At 72.6% G+C, this 18,135-nt stretch carries 19 protein-coding genes; 10 read left to right on the plus strand and 9 right to left on the minus strand.

The genetic code is table 11. The features are described 5' to 3' along the window. Window positions 1–159: 159 nt before the first annotated feature. Window positions 160–972, minus strand: coding sequence for a chitosanase (locus tag OHS71_RS30365; protein ID WP_328482515.1), 813 nt, complete (start codon window positions 970–972; stop codon window positions 160–162). A 106-nt stretch (window positions 973–1,078) separates the two neighbouring features. Here OHS71_RS30365 and OHS71_RS30370 point away from each other — a divergent pair, with 106 nt between their 5' ends. From OHS71_RS30370 to qcrB, 3 genes are all read left to right on the plus strand, one after another. Continuing rightward, on the plus strand, window positions 1,079–1,798 hold the full coding sequence (locus tag OHS71_RS30370; RefSeq protein WP_328482516.1) for a vWA domain-containing protein: 720 nt from the start codon (window positions 1,079–1,081) through the stop codon (window positions 1,796–1,798). Next, a complete protein-coding gene (locus tag OHS71_RS30375; RefSeq protein WP_328482517.1) occupies window positions 1,795–2,340 on the plus strand; it encodes a HutD/Ves family protein in 546 nt (181 codons plus the stop codon). The genes OHS71_RS30370 and OHS71_RS30375 overlap by 4 nt, the downstream gene beginning before the upstream one ends. A gap of 172 nt (window positions 2,341–2,512) precedes the next feature. After that, the gene (gene qcrB / locus OHS71_RS30380) at window positions 2,513–4,171 is read left to right on the plus strand and encodes a cytochrome bc1 complex cytochrome b subunit (RefSeq protein ID WP_328482518.1); all 1,659 of its coding nucleotides are present in this window, start codon (window positions 2,513–2,515) and stop codon (window positions 4,169–4,171) included. A gap of 24 nt (window positions 4,172–4,195) precedes the next feature. Here the strand turns inward: qcrB and OHS71_RS30385 are convergent, their stop codons facing one another. Next, the gene (locus tag OHS71_RS30385) at window positions 4,196–4,771 is read right to left on the minus strand and encodes a TetR/AcrR family transcriptional regulator (protein ID WP_328482519.1); all 576 of its coding nucleotides are present in this window, start codon (window positions 4,769–4,771) and stop codon (window positions 4,196–4,198) included. 245 nt (window positions 4,772–5,016) lie between these two features. Here OHS71_RS30385 and OHS71_RS30390 point away from each other — a divergent pair, with 245 nt between their 5' ends. Then, the gene (locus tag OHS71_RS30390) at window positions 5,017–5,508 is read left to right on the plus strand and encodes an FBP domain-containing protein (RefSeq protein ID WP_328482520.1); all 492 of its coding nucleotides are present in this window, start codon (window positions 5,017–5,019) and stop codon (window positions 5,506–5,508) included. Window positions 5,509–5,707: 199 nt separating this feature from the next. Here OHS71_RS30390 and OHS71_RS30395 read toward each other — a convergent pair whose 3' ends face one another. After that, window positions 5,708–6,658 carry an acyl-CoA dehydrogenase family protein gene (locus OHS71_RS30395; protein ID WP_328484691.1) on the minus strand — a complete coding sequence of 317 codons (951 nt, stop codon included), beginning with the start codon at window positions 6,656–6,658 and terminating at the stop codon, window positions 5,708–5,710. A gap of 26 nt (window positions 6,659–6,684) precedes the next feature. Next, window positions 6,685–7,827 carry an acyl-CoA dehydrogenase family protein gene (locus OHS71_RS30400; RefSeq protein ID WP_328482521.1) on the minus strand — a complete coding sequence of 381 codons (1,143 nt, stop codon included), beginning with the start codon at window positions 7,825–7,827 and terminating at the stop codon, window positions 6,685–6,687. A gap of 60 nt (window positions 7,828–7,887) precedes the next feature. Between OHS71_RS30400 and OHS71_RS30405 the strand changes: the two genes are divergently transcribed. From OHS71_RS30405 to OHS71_RS30415, 3 genes are read left to right on the plus strand one after another with little or no spacing between them, the layout of a single operon-like run. Further along, entirely contained in the window at window positions 7,888–8,676 is a 789-nt protein-coding gene (locus OHS71_RS30405) for an SDR family oxidoreductase (RefSeq protein ID WP_328482522.1), read from the plus strand. Window positions 8,677–8,702: 26 nt separating this feature from the next. Further along, window positions 8,703–9,398 carry a TetR/AcrR family transcriptional regulator gene (locus OHS71_RS30410; RefSeq protein WP_328482523.1) on the plus strand — a complete coding sequence of 232 codons (696 nt, stop codon included), beginning with the start codon at window positions 8,703–8,705 and terminating at the stop codon, window positions 9,396–9,398. Window positions 9,399–9,425: 27 nt separating this feature from the next. Beyond that, a complete protein-coding gene (locus OHS71_RS30415; protein ID WP_328482524.1) occupies window positions 9,426–10,583 on the plus strand; it encodes an acetyl-CoA C-acetyltransferase in 1,158 nt (385 codons plus the stop codon). A gap of 153 nt (window positions 10,584–10,736) precedes the next feature. Here the strand turns inward: OHS71_RS30415 and OHS71_RS30420 are convergent, their stop codons facing one another. Genes OHS71_RS30420 through OHS71_RS30435 form a run of 4 tightly spaced genes read right to left on the minus strand, consistent with a single transcriptional unit; the run spans window position 10,737 to window position 14,125 of the window. Next, window positions 10,737–11,795: an NAD(P)H-dependent flavin oxidoreductase gene (locus OHS71_RS30420; RefSeq protein WP_328482525.1), complete on the minus strand. Its 1,059-nt coding sequence runs from the start codon at window positions 11,793–11,795 to the stop codon at window positions 10,737–10,739. After that, complete coding sequence (locus OHS71_RS30425) at window positions 11,795–12,526, minus strand: CoA-transferase subunit beta (protein ID WP_328482526.1); 732 nt, start codon at window positions 12,524–12,526, stop codon at window positions 11,795–11,797. The genes OHS71_RS30420 and OHS71_RS30425 overlap by 1 nt, the downstream gene beginning before the upstream one ends. Beyond that, entirely contained in the window at window positions 12,523–13,359 is an 837-nt protein-coding gene (locus OHS71_RS30430; protein ID WP_328482527.1) for a CoA transferase subunit A, read from the minus strand. The genes OHS71_RS30425 and OHS71_RS30430 overlap by 4 nt, the downstream gene beginning before the upstream one ends. Then, window positions 13,352–14,125 (minus strand): enoyl-CoA hydratase family protein, encoded by a 774-nt coding sequence (locus OHS71_RS30435; RefSeq protein ID WP_328482528.1) that lies wholly within the window; start codon window positions 14,123–14,125, stop codon window positions 13,352–13,354. Before OHS71_RS30435 ends, OHS71_RS30430 begins: the two co-directional genes overlap by 8 nt. 54 nt (window positions 14,126–14,179) lie before the next feature. Between OHS71_RS30435 and OHS71_RS30440 the strand changes: the two genes are divergently transcribed. Together OHS71_RS30440 and OHS71_RS30445 are read left to right on the plus strand one after the other, a co-directional pair. Then, window positions 14,180–14,962, plus strand: a complete 783-nt coding sequence (locus tag OHS71_RS30440; protein ID WP_328482529.1) for an SDR family oxidoreductase — start codon at window positions 14,180–14,182, stop codon at window positions 14,960–14,962. A gap of 134 nt (window positions 14,963–15,096) precedes the next feature. Further along, window positions 15,097–16,002 (plus strand): SDR family oxidoreductase, encoded by a 906-nt coding sequence (locus OHS71_RS30445; protein WP_328482530.1) that lies wholly within the window; start codon window positions 15,097–15,099, stop codon window positions 16,000–16,002. A gap of 37 nt (window positions 16,003–16,039) precedes the next feature. Here OHS71_RS30445 and OHS71_RS30450 read toward each other — a convergent pair whose 3' ends face one another. Next, on the minus strand, window positions 16,040–16,519 hold the full coding sequence (locus OHS71_RS30450) for a MarR family winged helix-turn-helix transcriptional regulator (RefSeq protein ID WP_328482531.1): 480 nt from the start codon (window positions 16,517–16,519) through the stop codon (window positions 16,040–16,042). Window positions 16,520–16,692: 173 nt separating this feature from the next. Here OHS71_RS30450 and OHS71_RS30455 point away from each other — a divergent pair, with 173 nt between their 5' ends. Beyond that, on the plus strand, window positions 16,693–18,135 hold the full coding sequence (locus OHS71_RS30455; RefSeq protein ID WP_328482532.1) for an MFS transporter: 1,443 nt from the start codon (window positions 16,693–16,695) through the stop codon (window positions 18,133–18,135).

An 18,135-nucleotide genomic window follows, 5' to 3' on the forward strand; every position in this document is an offset into this window, starting at 1 on the left:
GGCCCGAAGGGCCCCCACACGTCCCGTACAAAGGCGTACGGAACACAGACGGCGCCTGCCCCACAGTCCCCGACCGGACGACCGGGCAGGCGCCGCCGCATGTCCGCGTACCCGCCGCTTCCCTGCCCGGCGCCCGTGCGAGCCTGCCGGCGCACCGGCCTACGGCACCTCGAACGTCTCCCCGTACACCTCCCACCGCAGCGGCGGGCGCAGGCCGAGGTTGCCCTCGCGCAGGAACCGGCGCTGCGTCGTGTCGACGCGGGAGGTGTCGATGCCGGGGTGGCGGGTCAGCATCGCCCGGCGGCGGGCGTCGAGGAAGGCGTCGAGGTAGGCCGTCTCGTCACCGCCCCGGGCGGGGGTGCGGGCCTGCCGCACGGCGCGCGAACGGATGCCGTCGAAACTGGTCGGACCCGCGCCCGGCCCGTGGAAGACCAGGGCGTCGTAGTAGATGAACTGCCCGAGCGCGCCCAGCCCGTCGGCCCGGCCCCGGTGGACCGCCGGGTCGAAGTAGACCCGGTCACGCTCGACGTCCTGCGCCGCCCGGAAGGCGGGCACCCTCGACTCCGTCCGCCACGCGGCCGGGAACCCGGGGTCCAGACCGGCGTGCGAGGCGGTGCCGTCCACCCGGCGCAGGGCGGGAAGGTAGCGGGCCAGCGCGTTGCCGGGATGGTCACGGGTGTAGCGCTCGACGAGGGTGCGCAGATCGTGGGTGCCGGTGCAGAAGCCGATCAGGCCCGCCGTGTAGCCCTGCCCGTCCCCGATGTCCTCGACATAGCCGTACGCCTCGCGCCAGTTCAGCGTCCCGTTCTCGGCGCTCGCCACGATCTTCTGGGCGAGTTCCTTGCTGCCGGGGGTGGCGAGGCCCGGCGAGGCCGCCCGGACGCCGGCGGTCGGCTGGGCGAACGGGGCGGGAGTGAGCAGGTACACCGTCGACGCCACGGCGGCGCAGACCAGGGCGGCGGCACGTTTCATGCCGCACACCCTAGAGCCGGAATATCATATTCCTTGTCATTCCATCCCAATCGGCCGCCGAACGAACAAAAGGGCGAAGGACGGTGGGTGTGGGAGGCTGTGCGCCATGGTCGCGATCAGTCTCACCAAGGTCCAGGAGACCGCACCCGCGCTGGTCAGCCTCTACAAGAGCGCCGGGGTGTCCCTCAGCAAACACGGTCTCGACGGGCAACGGGCCGCCGTCTACCTCGTCGTCGACTACTCCGGGTCGATGAAGCCGTACTACCAGGACGGCAGTGTGCAGGCGCTCGCCGACCGGGTGTTGGGGCTGTCCGCGCACCTCGACGACGACGGCCGGGTACCGGTCGTCTTCTTCTCCACCGACGTCGACGCCGTCACCGACATCGCCCTCGCCGACCACCAGGGGCGGGTGGACCGGATCGTCGCCGGGCTCGGGCACATGGGCAAGACCAGCTATCACCTCGCCATGGACGCCGTCATCGACCACTACCTCGACAGCGGCTCGACGGACCCCGCGCTCGTCGTCTTCCAGACCGACGGCGGCCCGATCAACAAACTCGCCGCGGAACGCTATCTGTGCAAGGCCTCCAAACTGCCGATGTTCTGGCAGTTCATCGGCTTCGGCGACCGGGGCAGCAAGCAGTTCGACTTCCTGCGCAAGCTCGACGAACTACCCGTACCGGCGAAGCGGGCGGTCGACAACGCCGGCTTCTTCCACGCCGGTTCGGACCCGCGGGAGGTGCCGGACACGGAGCTGTACGACCGTCTGGTGGGAGAGTTCCCGCAGTGGCTGGGGTCGGCCCGGGCGCAGGGGATCATCCGGTGACCCTCCTGCTGCCCGCCGCCGGCCGTGCGGCCATGCCCTGGAAGAACGGCGGCGGCACGACCCGTGAGATCGCCTGCTCCCCGGCGGGCGCCGGTATGTCCGCCTTCACCTGGCGGGTCAGCCTCGCGGAGGTGGCCGCCGACGGCCCGTTCTCCGCGTTCCCCGACGTGGAGCGGACCCTGACGCTGGTCGAGGGCGCGGGGATGGAGCTGACCGTGGGCGGTCGCCGGCGGCTCGTCGACGCCCGCCACGTGCCCCACGACCTGCCCGGCGACGAGCCCACCGACTGCCGGCTGCTGGACGGGCCCGTCGTCAACCTCAACGTGATGTGGCGCAGAGGCGCTCCGGCCCCCAACGTCGCGGTCGTACGCGGTCGGCTCGGTCTGCGCGCGGCGCACGCCCTGGTCATCGCCCTCGGCGAAGGCGGCTCCACGGAAGTCGAGGGGACGCCGCTCGCCCGCCACGACGCCCTCCTGCTGACCGGGGAGGACGTGAGCGTCGACGCGCACGGTCCGACGGCGGTCGTCGGCCTCACCCCGTGACGCCGGGCCCGTGACCCGCAGCTCCGTCCGCGGCTCGAACTGCCACCGCGTGGTCCCGCCCGCCTGTCCCCGGGGCTCCCGGGTGTCGCTCGCGAGGGCTGTCCGCACCGTTGGCTCGACCGGCCCCTCGTGCCACCCTGGTGGGGTTGATCCGAGGGGGAGGCGACGACGCATGGCTGACGGCGCGCGATCGGTGAACGAGGGCGCGAACGGGGGGAGTCCGCGTCCGGAGGGAGAGCCGGGCAAGGGCGAGAGGATCGCCGACTGGGCCGACGGGCGGCTCGGCCTGTACGCACTGGCCAAGGCAAACCTGCGCAAGGTGTTCCCGGACCACTGGTCGTTCATGCTGGGCGAGATCTGCCTCTACAGTTTCCTCGTCCTCCTCCTCACCGGCGTCTACCTCACGCTCTTCTTCGAGCCGAGCAGCGCCGAGGTGGTCTACCACGGCACGTACGTCCCCCTCAACGGCGTCACGATGACGAGGGCCTACGAGTCGACGCTCGACATCAGCTTCGACGTGCGCGGCGGGCTGCTGATCCGGCAGATCCACCACTGGGCGGCCCTGGTCTTCGTCACCGGCATGCTCGTGCACATGATGCGGGTGTTCTTCACCGGCGCGTTCCGCAAACCCCGCGAGGTCAACTGGCTGTTCGGCTGGCTGCTCCTGTTCCTCGGCATCCTCACCGGACTGACCGGCTACTCCCTCCCGGACGACCTGCTCTCCGGCACCGGAGTCCGGTTCGCCGACGGCGCGATCCTTTCCATCCCGATCGTCGGGACGTACCTCTCGTTCTTCCTCTTCGGCGGGGAGTTCCCGGGGCACGACATCATCGCGCGGTTCTTCCCGATCCATGTGCTGCTGCTGCCGGGGATCATGCTGGGTCTCGTCGTCGCCCACCTCATCCTGGTGTTCTTCCACAAGCACACGCAGTACCCGGGGCCCGGACGCGACCAGAAGTCGGTCGTCGGCATGCCCTTCATGCCCGTCTACATGGCGAAGGCGGGCGGCTTCTTCTTCCTGGTCTTCGGTGTGCTCGCGGTCATGGGCGGCATCGCCAGCGTCAACCCGGTGTGGGCGTTCGGGCCCTACCGCCCCGACCTGGTGACGACCGGCGCGCAGCCGGACTGGTACCTCGGCTTCTCCGAGGGGCTGATCCGGGTGATGCCCGGATGGGAGATCAACGTCTGGGGACACACCCTGGTGCCGGGCGTCCTCATCCCCTTCACGCTCTTCCCGCTGATCCTGCTGGCCATCGGCGTCTATCCGTTCGTCGAGGCGTGGATCACCGGTGACAAGAGGGAGCACCACATCCTCGACCGGCCGCGCAACGCGCCCGTGCGCACCGGCCTCGGAGTGGCCTGGCTGACCCTGTACGCGGTGCTGCTGATCGGCGGCGGCAACGACATCGTGGCGACGCATCTGCATCTGTCCATCAACGCGATCACCTGGTTCGTGCGGGTCGCCGTGTTCGTCGCCCCCGTCCTCGCCTACATGGTCACCAAGCGGATCTGTCTCGGCCTGCAACTGCGGGACCGGGACAAGGTGCTGCACGGCCGCGAGACGGGCACCATCAGGCGCCTCCCGCACGGCGAGTACGTCGAGGTCCACGAACCCCTGGGCCAGGCACAGCTGTTCACCCTGACCCAGCACGAGCAGGCGCCGCCGTACGAGATCGGGCCGCTCACCGACCACAACGGCGTGCGGCGGCAGGTCAGGGTGTCCCAGCGGGTACGGGCGAGGCTGGCACGCGCCATGTTCGGGGCGGACAGCCACATCCCCAAGCCGACGCCGGAGGAGCGCCGCGAACTGACCGGCGGCCCGGGGCACTGACGGCGGCTGTGCCCGCCGCCCCGGTCAGGGCCCGGGCGGCGGCCAGTTGCGCAGCAGGGCGTCCATGGCGTCCAGGATCCGCGTCCAGGTCTCCTGGGTGTCGGGGGCGCTGTGGCTGAAGCCGCCGCCCAGCTCCAGGGTCACGTAGCCGTGGAACACGCTGCCCAGGAGCCGGACGGCGTGCGTCCGGTCCGGCTCGGCGAGGTCGTAGCCGCGCAGGACGGCCCGGGTCATGCGCGCGTGCCGCGGGCCGGCGCTCGCGGCCGCCGCCTCGGAGTCGAGCCTCAGCTGGGCGGCGGCGTAGCGGCCGGGGTGCGTGCGGGCGTAGTCGCGGTACACGTCGGCCAGGGCGGTCAGCGCATCCTTGCCGGCCCGCCCGGCCAGCGCGTGGTCGCCCCGGTCGGCGAGCTCCTCCAGGGCGAGCAGCGCGATCCGGGTCCGCAGGTCGTCGGAGTTCCTCACGTGCGAGTACAGACTCGCCACCTTGACGTCGAAGCGGCGGGCCAGCGCCGAGACGGTCACCCGGTCGAAGCCGACCTCGTCGGCCAGCTCTGCGCCCGCCCGGACCAGGCGTTCCGTGCTCAGCCCCACACGCCCCATGCTCATCCTCTCGTCAAGCCCTGTGCGGCCGGTCCCGCCCGTCCGCCCCGCTCGCCCGGTCCCACCGGCGCGGCGTGCTCGCACAGTCGGTCCGGTCGGTCCGGTCGATCCGGTCCGGTCCGGTAGAGCCGGTGGGTCCGGTCCGGTCGAGCCGGTCGGGCTCGCTCCGGTCGCTCTCGGTGAGCCCTCCGCCGACAACAATTATGCGTTTGCCTAAAACATTTAGGCAAATTAGCCTGAGCCTTATGAGGCCGCTGACCGAGCAAGAGATCCGTGCCGCGTTCGTGAACTGCACCAAGGGGGAGGCGAAGCGCCTGACCGTACCGCGTGACCTGGCCGACCGGCCCTGGGACGATCTGGACTACCTGGGCTGGCGGGATCCCCAGGCCCCCGACCGGGCCTACCTCGCCGTCGAGCTCGACGGCCGGCCGAAGGCCCTCGCCCTGCGCTCCTCCACCTCCGGCTCCTGGCAGTCGCGCCGCAGCATGTGCACGTTGTGCCTGACCACCCACTCCGGCGGGGTCTCGCTGATGGTCGCGCCGAAGGCGGGCAGGGCCGGCCAGCAGGGCAACTCGGTGGGGGCCTACATCTGTAGCGATCTCGCCTGCTCGCTGTACGTGCGGGGCAAACGGGACGCGGGCGTCGGGGCCCGGCTGCCCGAGACGATCACCCTGGAGGAGAAGATCGGGCGGACCGTGGCCAACCTCGCCGCGTTCCTCGCGAAGGTGACGGGCTGACGCCGCCCGGAGCCGCCACCGATCCACCCCGCGCCGCGGCCGAGCCGCCTCGTATCGGGGGCCCGAGCCGTCCCGTGCAGCGGCCGAGCCGTCCCGGCCGCTGCCGAGTCGCCCCCCGCGGTGTCCGTGTTCGTGTCCGTGTCGGTACCCGTGCCGGGGCCGTCCCGGCTGTCGTCGAACCCCCGGACCGTGGCGGGGGTTACCCGTGCCCCCGCAGTACCTCCGTCCGGCAGGCATCCGCGCTGCCCCAGGCGGTGCGCAGGGCGCGGGCCTTGGTGAGCCAGAGCGACAGGTCGTACTCCGCCGTGTACCCGATCGCGCCGTGCAACTGGAGAGCGGCGCGCGCCGTCGTGTACGCCGCCTCGCAGGCGCTCACCTTCGCGGCGGCGACGTCCGCCGGGCTCATCGTGACGGCGGCGCCCAGAACCAGGGGGCGGGCGAACTCCAGCGCGATCTTCGCGTCCGCCAGCCGGTGCTTGACCGCCTGGAACGAGCCGACGGGGACGCCGAACTGGACCCGCTGCCCGACGTACGCCACGGTCCGCTCCAGCAGCGCGAGGCCCACGCCGAGAGCCTGTGCGGCGGTGGCCAGGCGGGCCCAGAGCAGGGCGCGCTCCGCGGGCGGATCGGGAGTGAGGAGCTCGCCGCCCGGCAGGAGACGGGTGAGCCGGCGGGCGGGGTCGAGGGAGGCGTGGACCGGACCGTGACCGGGGGCGAGACGCAGCCCGTCGGGGGTCAGGGCCAGGCGCAGCGTCGCCGCGTCGCCGTCCACGGCGTACGAGCCCTCGCGCGCCAGCGTCACCATCTCCGCGCCCGACGCCAGCGCGGGCAGGAACCGCTCGGCGGGGCCCGGATCGAGCAGCAGGGCCGCCGCGGCGACCGTCTCCACCAGAGGGCCCGGGACCGCGTGCCGCCCCAGCTCCACGAAGGCGACGGCCAGTTCCACCGGCCGCGGCCCCACCCCCTCGTAGGCCTCCGGCACCGCCAGCGCGAACACGCCGGCCTCGGCGATCCGCGACCACAGCGCCCGCCCGCGCGCCTGCTCGCCCCGGCTCCAGTCGCGCACCACGGCGGGGGTGCCGGCCGCACCCAGCATCGCGTCCAGCGACTGCGCGAAGGCCCGCTGTTCGGTGTCCAGGAGGAAACGCATCACCGGCGGAGCCGGCCTCGGCGAGGTCATCGGCGGCGTCCCCTCGGCAGGCCGAGCAACTGCTCGGCGACGATGTCGCGCTGGATCTCGTTCGTGCCCGCGTAGATCGGCCCGGCGAGCGAGAAGACGTAACCCTCCGCCCAGCCCGTGTCGGCCGCCTCCCCTTCCTCGCCGAGGAGATCCAGCGCCGTCTCGTGCAGCGCGATGTCGTACTCCGACCAGAAGACCTTGTTCAGGCTCGACTCGGGCCCCAGCCGCTCCCCGGCGAGGAACCGGGAGGCGGCCGCATAGGTGAACAGCTGGTACGCGCGGGCGCCGATCAGGGCGTCGGCGACGCGCGCCGCGCCGGCCGGCGGGCTGCCCCGCTCCAGCCAGAGGGCGTGCAGCCGGTCGGCGGCAGCAAGGAAGCGGCCGGGGGAGCGCAGCGTGAGCCCGCGTTCGTTGGCCGCCGTCGACATCGCGATCCGCCAGCCCCGGCCCGGTTCCCCGATCATGTCCTCGTCCGGCACGAACACCTCGTCCAGGAACAGTTCCGCGAACGCCGGCTTCCCGTCGAGGCGGCCGATCGGACGGACGGTGACCCCTGGGGCCCGCAGGTCGAACATGACGTAACTGAGCCCCTGATGCGGCTTCTCGGTGTCGGGGTCGGTGCGGAACAGGCCGAAGGCGCGGTCGGCGAAGGCCGCCCGCGAGGACCAGGTCTTGCTGCCGCTCAGCCGCCAGCCGCCGTCCACCCGGACCGCCCTGGCGCGCAGCGCGGCCAGGTCCGAACCGGCCTCGGGCTCCGACCACGCCTGCGCCCAGACGACCTCACCGGTGGCCATGGCGGGCAGCACCCGGGCCCGCTGTTCCTCCGTGCCGTGGTCGAGCAGCGTGGGGGCGAGCAGGCTCACGCCGTTCTGGTTGACGCGGCCCGGGGCGCCCGCCGCGTAGTACTCCTCCTCGAAGACCAGCCAGCGCATCAGCCCGCAGTCCCGCCCGCCGTAGCGCGTCGGCCAGCTCACCGCCGACCAGCCGTCCGCGGCCAGTTCCGCCTCCCACGCGCGGTGCGCCGCGAAGCCCTCGGCGGTCTCCAGGGAAGGCAGCGGCCCGGGCGGCACATGGGCGCGCAGCCAGGCCCGGGCCTCGGCGCGGAACGCGTCGTCGGCGGGGGAGTGTGCGAGGTCCACGGGCGCCTCCTCGGGTCCGCGTTCTTCCCTAACAAGTGTTTGGTAGGTTAGCGTGCCGTCATGAAGAACGTCGAGACTCCGCCGTACGTTCCCGGGCACGCGCTGCTCGACGGCCGCACCGCCGTCATCACCGCGGCGGCCGGCGCGGGCATCGGCGGAGCCACCGCGCGCCGCTTCCTGGAGGAAGGCGCGCGCGTGCTGATCAGCGACGCCCACGCGCGGCGGCTCAAGGCCCACCAGGCCGAACTGGCCGAGGAGTTCGGCGAGGCGTCGGTGGCCGCACTGCCGTGCGACGTCACCGACGAGAGCCAGGTGCGGGCCCTGTTCGACGCCGCCGTACGCGAACACGGGCGGCTGGACGTCGTCGTCAACAACGCCGGCCTCGGCGGAACATCGGACCTCGTCGACATGACCGACGAGCAGTGGACACGGGTCCTGGACGTCACCCTCAACGGCACCTTCCGGTGCACCCGGGCCGCGCTGCGGCTGATGCGGGACACCGGCGGGGGAGTCGTCGTCAACAACGCCTCTGTCGTCGGCTGGCGCGCCCAGGCCGGACAGGCGCACTACGCCGCCGCGAAGGCGGGCGTGATGGCGCTGACCCGCTGCGCGGCGATCGAGGCGGCCGGGTACGGAGTGCGGGTCAACGCAGTCTCACCGAGCCTCGCCATGCACCCGCACCTGGTGAAGGTGACCTCGGCCGAACTGCTGGAGGAACTCACCGCCCGCGAGGCCTTCGGGCGGTACGCCGAACCCTGGGAGGTGGCCAACGTGATCGTGTTCCTGGCGTCGGCCTACTCCTCGTACATGACGGGCGAGGTCGTCTCCGTCAGCGGCCAGCACGCCTGAGGACCGGAGCAGCCCACAATGGACCTGTGCCGACCAAGAAGAAGCCCCAGGTGACCGCCGCAGAGCCCGCGACACCCGCCACGGAGCCCGCCGCGCCCGCCACGGAGCCCGCCGCGCCCGCCACGGAGCCCGCCGCGACCGCCGCCGCCCGCGACCGGCGCGGCGAACTCCTCGGCACCGCCGCCGAGGTCTTCGCCGAACAGGGCTACAACGCCACCACCGTCCGCAAGATCGCGGACCACGCGGGCATGCTGGCGGGCAGCCTCTACTACCACTTCGACTCCAAGGAGTCGATGCTCGAGGAGATCCTGCGCACCTTCCTCGACGAGCTGTGGAGCGGCTACGACACCGTCCTGGCCGCCGGACTGGGCCCCCGCGAGACCCTCGAAGCGCTGGTCACCGAGTCGTTCCGGGAGATCGACCGGCACCGCGCCGCCGTCGCGATCTACCAGAAGGAGAGCCGGCAGCTCGTGACGCAGGAACGCTTCGTGTTCCTCGCCGAGTCGCAGCGCAGGTTCGAGCAGGCCTGGCTGTCCACCCTGCAACGCGGTGTCTCCGACCGCGTCTTCCGCTCCGACCTCGACATCCGCCTCGCCTACCGGTTCGTCCGCGACACCGTCTGGGTCGCCGCGTCCTGGTACCGGCCCGGCGGACAGCACAGCCCGGAGGAGATCGCCCGCCAGTACCTGTCGATGGTGCTGGACGGGATCGCCGTCACGTGAACCACCCTTTCCTGTGAGGGAGTCGCCATGGCCGAGGCCTACATCGTCGAAGCGGTCCGCACGCCTGTCGGACGGCGCGGAGGAGGACTGAGCAAGGTCCATCCGGCCGACCTGGGCGCGCATGTGCTCAAGGAGCTCGTCGCGCGGGCCGGGGTCGACCCGGCGGCCGTCGAGGACGTCGTCTTCGGCTGCCTGGACGCGGTCGGACCGCAGGCCGGGGACATCGCGCGGACCTGCTGGCTGGCCGCCGGACTGCCGGAGGAGGTGCCGGGCGTGACCGTGGACCGGCAGTGCGGCTCCTCGCAGCAGGCCGTGCACTTCGCCGCCCAGGGCGTCCTGTCCGGCACACAGGACCTGGTGGTCGCGGGCGGCGTGCAGAACATGTCGCAGATCCCGATCGCGTTCGCCACCCGGCAGGCCGCCGAGTCCCTCGGCTTCACCCAGGGCCCCTTCGCGGGCAGCGAGGGCTGGCGCGCCCGCTACGGCGACCGGCCGGTGAACCAGTTCGCCGGCGCCGAGATGATCGCCGCCAAGTGGGGCATCACCCGCCAGGACCAGGAGGAGTTCGCCCTGCGCTCGCATCATCGGGCCTTGCGCGCACTCGACGAGGGCCGCTTCACCCGCGAAACCGTCGCCTACGGGGACGTCACCGCCGACGAAGGACCGCGCCGGGACACCTCCCTGGAGAAGATGGCCGCGCTCAAGCCGGTCATCGACGGCGGGACCGTCACGGCCGCCTGCTCCTCCCAGGTCTCCGACGGCGCGGCGGCCATGCTGCTGGCCTCGGAACGGGCGGTGCGCGAGCACGGTCTCACCCCACGCGCGCGCGTGCACCACCTCTCCGTCCGCGGCGAGGACCCGATCCGCATGCTGACGGCCCCGATCCCGGCCACCGCCCACGCCCTGAAGAAGACCGGGCTGTCGATCCACGACATCGACCTCGTCGAGATCAACGAGGCCTTCGCGCCCGTCGTCCTGGCCTGGCTGAAGGAGACCGGCGCGGACCCGGAGAAGGTCAACGTCAACGGCGGCGCCATCGCCCTCGGCCACCCCCTCGGCGCGACCGGCACCAAGCTGATGACCACCCTGCTGCACGAACTGGAGCGCACCGGCGGCCGGTTCGGCCTCCAGACGATGTGCGAGGGCGGCGGCCAGGCCAACGTGACGGTCATCGAACGGCTCTGAGCCCGGTCGTGGAACGGCTCTGAGCCCGGTCGCGGAACGGCTCGGAGCCGCGCCGCCGAGCCGGGTCGCCGAGCCGCGCCGCCGAGCCGGGTCGCCGAGCCGCGCCGCCGAGCCGCGCCGCCGAGCCGGGTCGCCGAACGGCTCAGAGCCCGCTCATCGAACGGCTCTGAGCCCGTTCAGGGAGGCCAGCCGCTCCTCCGCCTCCTTCATGATCCGCTCCACCAGGTCCGCGCACGACGGCAGGTCGTCGATCACCCCGGCGACCTGCCCGGCCGCCATCACCCCACCGTCCGTACGCCCCTCCACCATCGCCGACCTCAGCAGCATCGGCGTGTTCGCGGCGAGCAGCACCTGACTCCAGGTGAGGTCCTTGCCGTGACGCAGCGCCGTACCGTCGCGGACCATCTCCCGCCAGGTGAGGCCGGACAGCCTGCGGAAACCGGCCGCGTGCCGCACCGCCCGCAGCAGGGCCCTGACCCGGCCCGCGTCCTCCAGGGCGTCGACCAGCCCGCTGCGCAGCATGCGGTGCGGGAGGCCGTCCACCGCCCGTGTGACGACGACGTCCCGGACCGTCGCCGCCAGATACCGCGCCTTCACCGCCTCCGGGACCGGCGAGTCCGAGGTGAGCAGGAACCGGGTGCCCATCGCGACCCCGGCCGCCCCGTACGCCAGCGCCGCCGCCAGCCCCCGCCCGTCGAAGAAGCCGCCCGCCGCCACGACCGGTATGTCCACGGCGTCCACCACCTGCGGCAGCAGGACCGTCGTCGCCACGTCCCCGGTGTGTCCGCCGCCCTCGCCGCCCTGCACGATCACCGCGTCCGCCCCCCACCCGGCGACCTTCTCCGCGTGCCGCCTGGCCCCGACCGACGGGACGACGACGACACCCGCCTCCTTGAGCACGGCGATCAGCTCCGGGGACGGCGCGAGCGCGAAGGACGCCACCCGCACCCCCTCGTCGACGATGATCCGCACCCGGTCACCGGCGTCCGCCGCGTCGGCCCGCAGATTGACCCCGAACGGCTGCGCCGTCCGCGACCTCACCTCGCGCACCGCCTCACGCAGCCGTCCGGGGGTCATGGTCGCCGAGGCCAGCACCCCCAGCGCCCCCGCCTCGGCCGCCGCCGACACCAGCCGCGGGCCGGCCACCCACCCCATCCCGGTCTGCACGATCGGGTGCCGGACCCCGACCAGCCGGGTGAACGCCGTCTCCATCAGGCCGCGACCTCCCGGGTCCGGGCGCCGTGCGGGTCGATCACCTCGCGGATGAGGCGCAGTTCACCGGCGGACGGTGCACGGGTGCGCGGTACCTCGTCCGGCACGACGAGGTCGAACCCTGTCGCCTCCCGGACCTGCTCGACACTCACGCCGGGGTGCAGCGAAGCCAGCCGCATCGCGTGGTCGGGTGTGGCGAAGTCGAAGACCCCGAGGTCGGAGACGACCCGGGGAATGCGGTGGTGGCGGGCGCCGGCCGCCCGGTCGTACCCGACCCCGCACACCATGTCGACCCGCTCGACGAAGACGCGCCGCGAGTGCCTCGGTATCCAGTAACTCGTCGGATTGTTCAGCGTGTTGACCGGCGCCCCCCGCACCCCGAGCAGCTGCCGCGTGGGCCTGGCCCAGTCGCCGATGCACGAGATGTTCTGGTTGCCGTACCGGTCGATCTGGCTCGCGCCCATCATCACGTGCCGCCGGCCCCCGGTGACCAGGGCCAGGTGCTGCCGGTACGGCAGCCAGCCCTCGACGGTGCCGTCCAGGCCGACGAGCAGGGCCTCGCCGTCGGTCAGCAGCAGGTCCGGCGCGAAGGTGTGCCGGGCGAGACGGGCGCCGACACCGGGGATCACTCCCATGGGGCTCGCCAGGATCTCGCCCGCGCCGCGCCACGCCTCCGCGCAGGCGATCACGCAGTACTCGGCGCGCGTCACCTCGCTGGTCACCTCGCTCACGACTCCTCCCCGGCCGCCGCCCGGTACGCCTGCTCGTCCCCGCCGAGGTACCGGGCCGCGAACTCCGGCCAGGGCGCCGTCGCGTACCGCTTCTGGAACGCCTCGTCCCGGCCGTAGTCGGGGGCGCAGGACGTGAAGTGCGCCCCGTTCGGGGCCTCCACCACGCCTGTCACCGTGTGCCGCTTGACCAGGAGCGACTGCGGTGGCGCCTCCTTCGTCAGCTCGGCCGTGTCGACGATGCGTTCGCAGCTGACGTACGCCTCGTCCGCCGCCTCGCAGAAGAGGTCGTCGAAGTACGGGTCCGGGCCCAGGTACTGCCCGTTGCCCAGCCGGTCGGCCCGGTTCACGTGCACCAGCGCCGCGTCCAGCCGCAGGGCCGGCATCGCCACGAACGTCTCCTGGTCCTCGTACGGCGACGTCACCGTCCGCAGACCGGGATTGACCCGCATCACGTCCGATCCGACGCCCGCCCGCACCGGCAGGAACGGGAGCCGGTTCGCGGCGGCGTGCAGACCCCACATGAACATCGCCTCGTCGATCTCCGTCAGCTCGAAGGCCCCACGCTCGCGGGCGGCGCGGTAGTGCGGTTCCAGGGGGATCGAGTCGAGGGTGACGAAGGCGGCGACCAGCCGGCGGATCCGCCCGGCCGCGGCGAGCATGCCCACGTCCGGACCGCCGTACGAGACCACGGTCAGGTCGGTGACCTCCGACCGGAGCAGCGCTCTGACCAGCGCCATCGGCTTACGGCGTGAGCCCCAGCCGCCGATGCCCAGGGTCATGCCGCTGCGCAGCCGGGACACGGCCTCCTCGGCGCTCATCGTCTTGTCACTCATCCGAGCCCTCCTGCTTCCCCGCCCTGCCGAAGGTGTCGCGGACCCGGTCGGCCACCCCGCCGACGCTCGCCTCATAGGTGAAGCCCTGCTCGAAGCGGTAGCTGCGGCGCACGTCGACCGGGTCGATGCCGTTGATGGCCGCCTTCGCCAGACGCAGCAGCTCACCGTCCTTCGCGGCGATCTCGACCGCCAACTCCAAGGCGGCCGCCGGCAGTTCGCTCGGCGGAACCACCCGCCACACCGAGCCGTGCCTGTGCAGCTCGGCCGCCGTGACCGTGCGCGAGGTGTAGTACAGGGCGCGCAGCAGGTGCTGGGGGACCAGCCTGGCCAGATGCGTGGCCGCGCCCAGCGCGCCCCGGTCCAGCTCGGGCAGTCCGAACACGGCGTCCTCACTCGCCACGATCACGTCCGCGTTCCCCACGAGGCCGATGCCGCCGCCCAGACAGAAGCCGCGCACCGCCGCTACCACCGGGACCTCGCATTCGTACACCGCCGAGAATGCCTCGAAACAGCCGCGGTTGGCGCCGACCAGCGCGCTCGCGCCCCGCGCCTGGATCTCCTTGATGTCCACGCCCGCGTTGAACCCGCGCCCCTCGGCGGCCAGCACCACACACCGCGTGTCGGGATCGCGGCCGGCCGCGCGCACGGCGTCGGCCAGGGCGAACCAGCCGCTCACCGGCAGCGCGTTCACCGGCGGGTAGTCGACCGTGACGAGCGCGATTCCCTTTTCCGGCCCCTTTTCCGGGGACGAGGTGGAGACACCCATGGAAGCATCAGCTACCTTTCCACCAAACGTTTGTTAGGTGGAAGGTAGCAGCGAATGGAGCTGGACGGAAAGGTCGCCGTCGTCACCGGCGGCACCCGCGGCGTGGGCGCCGGCATCGCTCGCTCCCTCGCGCAGGCGGGCGCCCACGTCGTGGTCTGCGCCCGCACACCCCCTCACGCCCCCGTCGCACCAGCCGAGTTCGTGCCGCTGGACGTGCGGGACGCCGACGCCGTACGGCATTTCTTCACCGGGCTGCCCCGGCTCGACATCCTCGTCAACAACGCGGGCGGCACCCCCTACCGCACCCTCGCCCACACCGACGCCGAACGGCACGCGCGCGTGATCGAACTCAACCTCCTCGCACCGCTGACCGTGTCCCTCGCCGCCCACGACCACCTCAAGCGCACCGGGGGCTCGATCGTGATGATCGGCAGCGTCAGCGGCAGCCGCCCCTCACCCGGCTCCGCCGCCTACGGCGCCGCCAAGGCGGGCCTGGAGCACCTCGCCCGGTCCATGGCCGTCGAGTGGGCGCCGGAGGTACGCGTGAACACCCTGGTCGTCGGCATGGTCCGCACCGAACTGGCGCACCTCCACTACGGCGACGAGGACGGCGTGGAGGCCGTCGCCCGCACCGTCCCGCTCGGCCGCCTCGCCCTCCCCGGCGACGTGGGCTCGGCCGCCGTCTTCCTCGCCTCCGACGCGGCCCGCTACATCAGCGGAGCGAGCCTGCTCCTGCACGGAGGCGGCGAACGGCCTGCCTTCCTCGACGCCGCGACCGCCGGCAACGAGACCCAGGAGAGCGAGCCGATCGAGGAGGAGGCCGGGAAGAAGGCGTGAGCTGACGGGACACGTCACTCAGGACACAAGAGTCGCCAGGACACAAGAGGTGCCAGGACACAAGAGGTGCCAGGACACAAGAGGTGCCAGGACACAAGAGGTGCCAGGACACCTGAGGTGAGGGGAGACGCGGGATGAGCGGAATCTGCGACCGGCGGGTCGTCGTCGTCACGGGCGCGGGACGCGGACTCGGGCGCGCCCACGCGCTCGCGTTCGCCGCCGAGGGCGCGTGTGTCGTCGTCAACGACCTCGGCGTCGGCCTCGACGGCACACCCGGCCCCGACAGCCCGGCAGCGCGGACCGCCGACGAGATCCGCGCGGCGGGCGGCGAGGCGATCGCGCACGGCGGCGACATCGCCACCTCCGACGGCGCCGCATCCCTCGTCCGTGCCGCGCTGGACACCTACGGCCGCCTCGACACCCTCGTCAACAACGCCGGCTTCCTGCGCGACCGCATGCTCGTGAACCTCGCCGAGGACGACTGGGACGCCGTCCTGCGCGTCCATCTCAAAGGCCACTTCCTCACCCTGAAGCACGCCGCCGCCCACTGGCGAGCCGAGGCCAAGGCCGGCCGGTCGCCCGCCGCCCGCGTCGTCAACACCAGCAGCGGCGCGGGACTGCTCGGCTCGGTAGGCCAGGGCAACTACAGCGCCGCCAAGGCCGGGATCGTCGCCCTGACACTCGTCGCCGCCGCCGAACTCGCCCGCTACGGCGTCCAGGTCAACGCCATCGCGCCCGCCGCCCGCACCCGCATGACCGAGCGCACCTTCGCCGCGGCCATGGCCGCCCCCGACGACGGCTTCGACGCCATGGCCCCGGAAAACGTCTCCCCGCTGGTCGTGTGGCTCGGCTCGGCCGCAAGCGAGGGCGTCACCGGGCGCGTCTTCGAGACGGAGGGCGGGCGGATCACCGTCATGGAGGGCTGGCGGCCCGGACCCACCCTGGACAAGGCGGCCCGGTGGACCGCCGCCGAAGCCGGAGAGGCCGCACGCGAACTCCTGACGCAGGCGACGGCACCGGGACCGGTCTACGGGGCCTGAGGCACCCGGACCCGTCACCGGCGAGCCGGGGCCTTGATCACCCGGACCCGTCCTGCGCGAGCCGGGCCGTCGCCCCCCGCTGCGCTTCGGTCATGACCGCGAGGAAGCGGTTCACGGTCTCCAGTTCCTGCGTGCCGAACTGCTCGCAGGCCGCCACGATGTCCCGCGCCCAGGCCTCGAAGAACACGGCCAGTTCGCCGAGTTTCGCCTCGTTCAGTTCGACGAGCACGCGCCGCTTGTCCGTGGGGTGCTTGACGCGGTGGACGAAGCCCTTGGCCTCCAACCGGTCGACCAGGCCGGTGACCGAGGCCGGGGCGAGGCCCGTGAGCTCCGCCAGGTCCTTCGCGGTGAGCGGGCCCTGGCGCTGGAGGAAGTCGAGGGTCTTCTCCTCGGTGGCGTTCAGGCCCTGCTTGGCGGCGATCGCCGAATGGAACATCACTGTGACGGCGCTGTGCTCCCGGCCCACGGCCATGAGGCGGTCCAGGGCCGCGGCCCGCCGGGCGTCTGCCTCTGTCATGGAGTCAGCTTAACAAATATTTCGTTCGCTCGAACTAACTACTTGCGCCCGGCGGCGGTGGGGTGCAACTCTTTCGTTAGGCCGAACGAAATAAATCCGGCCTGCGCCGACCTGCCCGGCTGAGCCCGTCGGCCCTGCTCCACGCACTCTCCGCGACCCGACAGGAGACACCCATGACCGCCACACTGACCCCGCCGCCACACACCGGTGCGGAGCCCCACCCACGCCGCTGGGCCGCCGCCGCCGTGATGATGACCGCCGCGCTGATGGACCTCCTCGACACCACCATCGTCAACGTCGCGATCCCCTCCATCGGCCGCGACCTGCACGCCTCCACCAGCGAACTGCAGTGGACCGTCTCCGCCTACCTGCTCGGCTTCGCCGCCGCCCTGATCGTCTCCGGGCACCTCGGCGACCGGCTCGGCCGCCGCACCCTCTTCCTCGCCGGAACCGCCGGATTCGGACTCGCGAGCCTCGCCTGCGGCCTGGCCCAGACGCCCGCTCAGCTCATCGCCGCCCGCGCCCTACAGGGCCTCCTGGCGGCGGTCCTGATACCCCAGGTGATCGGCTCCTTCCGCACCCTCTTCCAAGGCCGGGAACGCGGCACCGCCTTCGGCATGTACGGCGCCGTCGCCGGGTTCGCCTCCGCGCTCGGACTGCTGCTCGGCGGAGTCCTCACCGACGCCGACCTGTTCGGCTGGGGCTGGCGGTCGGTGTTCCTGGTGAACGTGCCGGTGGCCGCGGCGACCCTCGCCGCAGGGGCGCTCCTGGTGCCCGCCACCAAGGAGCGGTCCGCCGGACGACCCGACGTGATCGGCAGCCTCGTCCTCGCCGGCGCCCTGGTGGCCATCGTGCTGCCCCTGGTACAGGGCCGGGCAAACGGCTGGCCGCTGTGGGGCTGGGCCTGCCTGACCACCGGACTGCTCTCGGTCGCCGCGCTCGCCGTGTCCGAGGCACGCCGACGCGGTGAAGCCACGGTCCCGCTGCTCCCCGCCCGCGCCTTCCGGCTCCCCGCGTTCTCCGTCGGCGTCCTCGTCCAGCTCCTCTTCTCCGTCGGTATGCAGGGCTTCTTCCTCGTCTTCGCCGTCTGGCTTCAGGCCGGCCAGGGCTACACGCCGATGCAGGCCGGAGTGGTCACCGTGGCCTTCTCGGCCGGCGGCTTCCTCACCGCACCGACCGCCGACGCCCTCGCCGTGCGCTACGGCAGGCTCGTCCTCGGCGCCGGAGCACTGCTCATGGCGGCAGGCTTCGGCTGGGTGTGGGCCGCGATCCGCGACGCCTCCGACGCCCACACCGCGGCCTGGCCACTGACGCCCGGCCTGATCATCGCCGGCGCCGGACTCGGCTTCCTCGTCGTGCCCCTGGTCAACGTGGTCCTGTCCGCCGTACCCGCCGACCTCGCCGGCGGCGCGTCCGGCATCTTCTCCACCGCCCAGCAGTTCGGCGGCGCACTCGGCGCAGCAGTGATCGGCACGGTCTTCTTCGGCCACGCGGACCACGGCCTGACACAGGCGCTGGACACGGCGATGCCATGGGTGACCGGCGGCTTCGTCCTGTGCGCGGGACTGTGCGCGCTGCTGCCGCACACCGCGACCTCCGACCCCTCCGCCACATGA

Source organism: Streptomyces sp. NBC_00377, from assembly GCF_036075115.1.
GTDB lineage: Bacteria > Actinomycetota > Actinomycetes > Streptomycetales > Streptomycetaceae > Streptomyces.

Bases quoted from the DNA above. Each gene is read 5' to 3' on its own strand.
- OHS71_RS30365 (WP_328482515.1), bottom strand. From the start codon at position 972: ATGAAACGTGCCGCCGCCCTGGTCTGCGCCGCCGTGGCGTCGACGGTG.
- OHS71_RS30370 (WP_328482516.1), top strand. From the start codon at position 1,079: ATGGTCGCGATCAGTCTCACCAAGGTCCAGGAGACCGCACCCGCGCTG.
- qcrB (WP_328482518.1), top strand. From the start codon at position 2,513: ATGGCTGACGGCGCGCGATCGGTGAACGAGGGCGCGAACGGGGGGAGT.
- OHS71_RS30385 (WP_328482519.1), bottom strand. From the start codon at position 4,771: ATGGGGCGTGTGGGGCTGAGCACGGAACGCCTGGTCCGGGCGGGCGCA.
- OHS71_RS30390 (WP_328482520.1), top strand. From the start codon at position 5,017: ATGAGGCCGCTGACCGAGCAAGAGATCCGTGCCGCGTTCGTGAACTGC.
- OHS71_RS30395 (WP_328484691.1), bottom strand. From the start codon at position 6,658: ATGCGTTTCCTCCTGGACACCGAACAGCGGGCCTTCGCGCAGTCGCTG.
- OHS71_RS30405 (WP_328482522.1), top strand. From the start codon at position 7,888: ATGAAGAACGTCGAGACTCCGCCGTACGTTCCCGGGCACGCGCTGCTC.
- OHS71_RS30415 (WP_328482524.1), top strand. From the start codon at position 9,426: ATGGCCGAGGCCTACATCGTCGAAGCGGTCCGCACGCCTGTCGGACGG.
- OHS71_RS30420 (WP_328482525.1), bottom strand. From the start codon at position 11,795: ATGGAGACGGCGTTCACCCGGCTGGTCGGGGTCCGGCACCCGATCGTG.
- OHS71_RS30430 (WP_328482527.1), bottom strand. From the start codon at position 13,359: ATGAGTGACAAGACGATGAGCGCCGAGGAGGCCGTGTCCCGGCTGCGC.
- OHS71_RS30435 (WP_328482528.1), bottom strand. From the start codon at position 14,125: ATGGGTGTCTCCACCTCGTCCCCGGAAAAGGGGCCGGAAAAGGGAATC.
- OHS71_RS30440 (WP_328482529.1), top strand. From the start codon at position 14,180: ATGGAGCTGGACGGAAAGGTCGCCGTCGTCACCGGCGGCACCCGCGGC.
- OHS71_RS30445 (WP_328482530.1), top strand. From the start codon at position 15,097: ATGAGCGGAATCTGCGACCGGCGGGTCGTCGTCGTCACGGGCGCGGGA.
- OHS71_RS30450 (WP_328482531.1), bottom strand. From the start codon at position 16,519: ATGACAGAGGCAGACGCCCGGCGGGCCGCGGCCCTGGACCGCCTCATG.
- OHS71_RS30455 (WP_328482532.1), top strand. From the start codon at position 16,693: ATGACCGCCACACTGACCCCGCCGCCACACACCGGTGCGGAGCCCCAC.